Here is a 4,101-nt window from a genome sequence, read left to right on the forward strand (position 1 = left end):
GTTGAAATTCGCGGCAAAGATCACCTACTGCAATTGATGCAGGACTTCACTCATGCCAAACGAGAGTACGATCAATTCGCTGAGGCGCTGGAGATGGTCAAAACAACCGGTTACGGCATCGCGCCACCAACGCTAGCGGAGATGGCGCTCGATGAGCCAGAATTGATCCGCCAAGGTTCTAGATTCGGTGTCCRTTTACGGGCGACAGCTCCGTCGATTCATATGATTCGGGTGGATGTTGAGTCTGAATTCTCCCCGATTATTGGAACTGAAAAGCAAAGTGAAGAGCTTGTCCGCTATTTGATGCAGGATTTTGAAGATAACCCGCTCAAAATTTGGGAGTCAGATATTTTCGGGAGATCCCTACATTCCATTGTGCGTGAAGGGATCCAAGGGAAACTCGCTCAAATGCCGGACAATGCGCGCTACAAACTGCAAGAAACACTTGGCCGTATTATTAACGAGGGATCTGGCGGTTTAATTGCCATAATTTTGTAAGAAAATAGACAAAAAAACACTCGTAAGAGTGTTTTTTGTCGTTTTATAGCAAAAATACCCACATAAAATGGAAAACGATACTTGAAATTGATGTCGTAGTATATTACTATGAATTTATTCGTCTGCTTTCGATGTTCATTTTTACTAAGAAAATCAACGTTTTTTCATGGAATCATGTATATTTTCTGACGAAACGGTGAAAACAGGAAGTAACGGAAGTAAGAAATCTTGGGGGGAGGTGAATGGCATGAATAAATCTGAATTGATTAACAAGGTTGCTGAAACCTCTGAGCTTTCCAAGAAAGATGCAACGAAAGCAGTTGATGCTGTTTTTGAAGCAATTTCCGAAGCGCTGCAAGGCGGGGATAAAGTACAATTAGTTGGGTTTGGTAACTTTGAAGTTCGTGAACGTTCCGCTCGTAAAGGACGTAATCCACAGACTGGTGATGAAATCGAAATCCCAGCAAGCAAAATTCCAGCTTTCAAACCTGGTAAAGCACTTAAGGATGGCATTCAATAATTGCGTTTTACATACTATTGAACGTTATATAACAACGAAGCCGTGACCGCATTTTGCAGTCACGGTTTCATTCTTTTATAGGCAGAAAATGCCTTTACAATTCGAAAATCTCCTACTATAATTACAAAGTGAATAAGTAAGCCAAGCAGCAGACGGGGTATGGCGCAGCCCGGTAGCGCGCACCCTTGGGGTGGGTGAGGTCGCACGTTCGAATCGTGTTACTCCGATTATGAAAAAGACATCGAAAGTCCGATGTCTTTTTCTCTTGAAGAGGCTTGTTCCAATTTATAAGTACTTCTTAGATGATTTAGGGGGAACAGTCTTGAATAAAGTGAAACTAAGCGAGCTAATAAAGTCTCAAGATTGGACAATGTTCGGTATTATTGCTTCAATTTACTTAGTTTGGCGGATTGGCGTGGTTGGGAACTGGAGTAAAGAATGTTGGATCTTGCTGTTAGTTTGCTTGTTAGGCGTCCGAAAAGATCAGATTGATGTGGATTGGAAGCGGTTTTTTCTTTTCGGCATACCGCTGCTCGGCGTCTTTTATTATTTCTATGGGTCCGGAAACGGATTTTGGTGGAAAATCGCCAATTGGATGTTTGAAAACAACCGCCATCCCTGGCACTGGGATGAATATATGAATGCGATTCCTCTGAACACTGGTGGATGGGCGAGATGGATTGCCACTCCCTTTCTGGATAAAGCCATGGCTTGGATTTATAATTACGGCTTTGTGTTATCTTTATGGATCTGTATTGTGAGAAGCTTTTGGACACGTAGTATTAAAAAAATGCTTTCGTACGCATTATCCGGTCACATGCTGCAATTTCCGCTGATTTTGCCTTTCTACAACCTAATCTTGCTGCACGAGGTATGGTACGTGAACAAGCAGCCGGATTTACTGAATCGTGTATTTGCGGATCAAAACTCATTGCTTGTAGCTGTGATGAACTGTTTTCCAAGTATGCACACCTCGATTTCATTTGCCATGCTTCTTCTGGCCTTACGAGAAAAAGATCGTATTTTCAAAACCATGATGGTGACTTACTGCGCTGCAATCATTTTCTCAACCCTTTATTTACAAATTCATTGGTTGATTGATGTATTTGCCGGCATGCTATTTGCATATGGAACGGTCAAATTATCGGATTTCCTCATTCGGTTATGTTCTACTCGGGTGCTGCCAGCCAGATTCAAGAAATATTACGGCAATGGCCTGCAACCGAATTCGAAAGAGGTTTCTATTTAGGTTAGTTGACTTCGGGATGCTTTTTTTGGCATCATTAGGTAAGAACATGAAGTGAAGGCAAGAACGGAGGATGAGAATGGACGACACGAGCAAAATGAATCAACCAAACACGAACGGCAATGAATATTTCGTTATCAAAGCCAAAGACAACGGTGTTCATGTAATTGGACTAACACGCGGTCAGGACACACGCTTTCATCATACGGAGAAACTGGACAAGGGTGAGGTTATGATTGCCCAGTTTACGGAGCACACATCCGCAGTTAAAGTTAGAGGAAAAGCGCTTATTATTACGAAGTACGGCACCGTAGATACCGAAGAATAATTTATTATTGATAAAGCAGGCATAGCCTGCTTTTTTTCTTTGTACAATGGTGTATAGAGCTTGTAACAGAAGCAACTTTTATTTGCGATTTGCTCTTGCTGAATAGCTAGGAGGTGCAATATGATATGAGATGGTCGATGCGCATCGTTATGACGTTAGCGGTATCTATTGTCATAGTCGTTTGTTTGTCTTTACTGCCGAAGATGGATAGTTCAATGGGATTGAGCTCACCTTACCGTTGGCCAAGCAACCGAATTGGGCAGGTTACGGACAATAATTTACCGGATTTACTCGTTCAAGTGCCTCTGCAAATGCGGATTCGCAAAGTTGAGTTGACCAACGCTCGTATGTCACTTGATTTGAGTTTGCCTAAAAATGCGGATTCAGCAGCCGTCTACCGGGATTTATACACAATCGCCCAGACGATGTTGATGAAAACGAAAAATGTGAATCAAGTATGGGTTCGGGTTATTGATTATTCCAACGCATCTGATAATGCGTCAACTCAGCTTGTACTCGCCATGGTTGCCGAGCGTGAATCTGGGAAGGATATGGAGAAGAGCGCAAATGAGCTCAGTCTTATCCAACTTGAACAAGAGTTGCAGAATCGGTTTCGGATTACGTACACCTCGAAATGGCAGCAAAGATATCCCTTATAATTAATTGTGCTTCTCTTAACGTGTTATGATATAATGATTTGAATTGAAACTTGACCAACATTAATGAGATTTGGCACACGGTTACGGAGGCTTTTGCATGAATTCTTATCGGATCCCAGAGATCGCCAAGCAGTACACGGAGTATGATATGATCCAAATTCACACAGACTTGCCCGATTTCCCGGAGCTGCGCACGCGTCTGTTGTTTGCATTCTTGAACGGAAGTAGTAAATTGAGTTCCTCTAGTGAGTTGTATACGCTAGCAACGTCGCTTGTGCAGCTTGCGCTCGACACCCATGAATTGGTTACGGCTTCGAATGACATCAAAGAGAAAAAAGCCGCAAGATCCCGACAGCTTAAAGTTCTTGCTGGAGATTATTTCAGTTCTCGCTTCTATCATCTCCTTGCCGGTGCCGGCCAAATTGACATGATTAAGCAATTATCGACTGCCATATGTGATGTCAACAGGTTAAAGATGAATACGTACATGAAAATGAAGCAATTGAAATTATCGGCAGAAGATTACATTCACCAAACGGTGGAGATTAAATCTCAGCTTTTTTTGTCATTCTCGGAATTCATGTCTGAGGTGTATGACCAAGCTTGGCCGGAGATTTTGAGAAGCTATACGAAATGTGAAGTGCTTTTTGAAGAGATTTTCCGACTTGAATCTGCGGAGGATTTCAAGGGCAGCTGGGGCTTCTGGCACATTTTGCAGCATGGTACTAAGGATGAGCGGAAGCAGCTTCAAACTGAGGAATCGGATCAAGCCAAAGTCCGTACACTGATGCACAAATATCATATAACTTCGCAACTGTATCAAATGCTGGATTCTCAGACAAAGCTGCTG

At 42.5% G+C, this 4,101-nt stretch carries 6 protein-coding genes and 1 tRNA gene; all 7 read left to right on the forward strand.

Features of this window, described 5'->3' with window-relative positions:
* Positions 1 to 498, forward strand: a 498-nt coding sequence (locus AC1DUA_RS26755) for a stage IV sporulation protein A (protein WP_477502664.1), incomplete at its 5' end; no start/stop codon positions are given.
* Between the two features lie 247 nt (positions 499 to 745).
* A complete protein-coding gene (locus AC1DUA_RS26760) occupies positions 746 to 1,018 on the forward strand; it encodes an HU family DNA-binding protein (RefSeq protein ID WP_145655310.1) in 273 nt (90 codons plus the stop codon).
* A 153-nt stretch (positions 1,019 to 1,171) separates the two neighbouring features.
* Positions 1,172 to 1,245, forward strand: a tRNA-Pro gene (locus tag AC1DUA_RS26765).
* Positions 1,246 to 1,349: 104 nt separating this feature from the next.
* Positions 1,350 to 2,267 carry a phosphatase PAP2 family protein gene (locus tag AC1DUA_RS26770; protein WP_477502667.1) on the forward strand — a complete coding sequence of 306 codons (918 nt, stop codon included), beginning with the start codon at positions 1,350 to 1,352 and terminating at the stop codon, positions 2,265 to 2,267.
* A 76-nt stretch (positions 2,268 to 2,343) separates the two neighbouring features.
* A complete protein-coding gene (gene mtrB / locus AC1DUA_RS26775) occupies positions 2,344 to 2,592 on the forward strand; it encodes a trp RNA-binding attenuation protein MtrB (RefSeq protein ID WP_235960061.1) in 249 nt (82 codons plus the stop codon).
* Positions 2,593 to 2,717: 125 nt separating this feature from the next.
* On the forward strand, positions 2,718 to 3,251 hold the full coding sequence (locus AC1DUA_RS26780; protein WP_477502665.1) for a hypothetical protein: 534 nt from the start codon (positions 2,718 to 2,720) through the stop codon (positions 3,249 to 3,251).
* Positions 3,252 to 3,348: 97 nt separating this feature from the next.
* Positions 3,349 to 4,101, forward strand: a 753-nt coding sequence (locus tag AC1DUA_RS26785) for a heptaprenyl diphosphate synthase component 1 (RefSeq protein ID WP_477502666.1), incomplete at its 3' end; no start/stop codon positions are given.

Source organism: Paenibacillus sp. 01T422 (assembly GCF_056398785.1).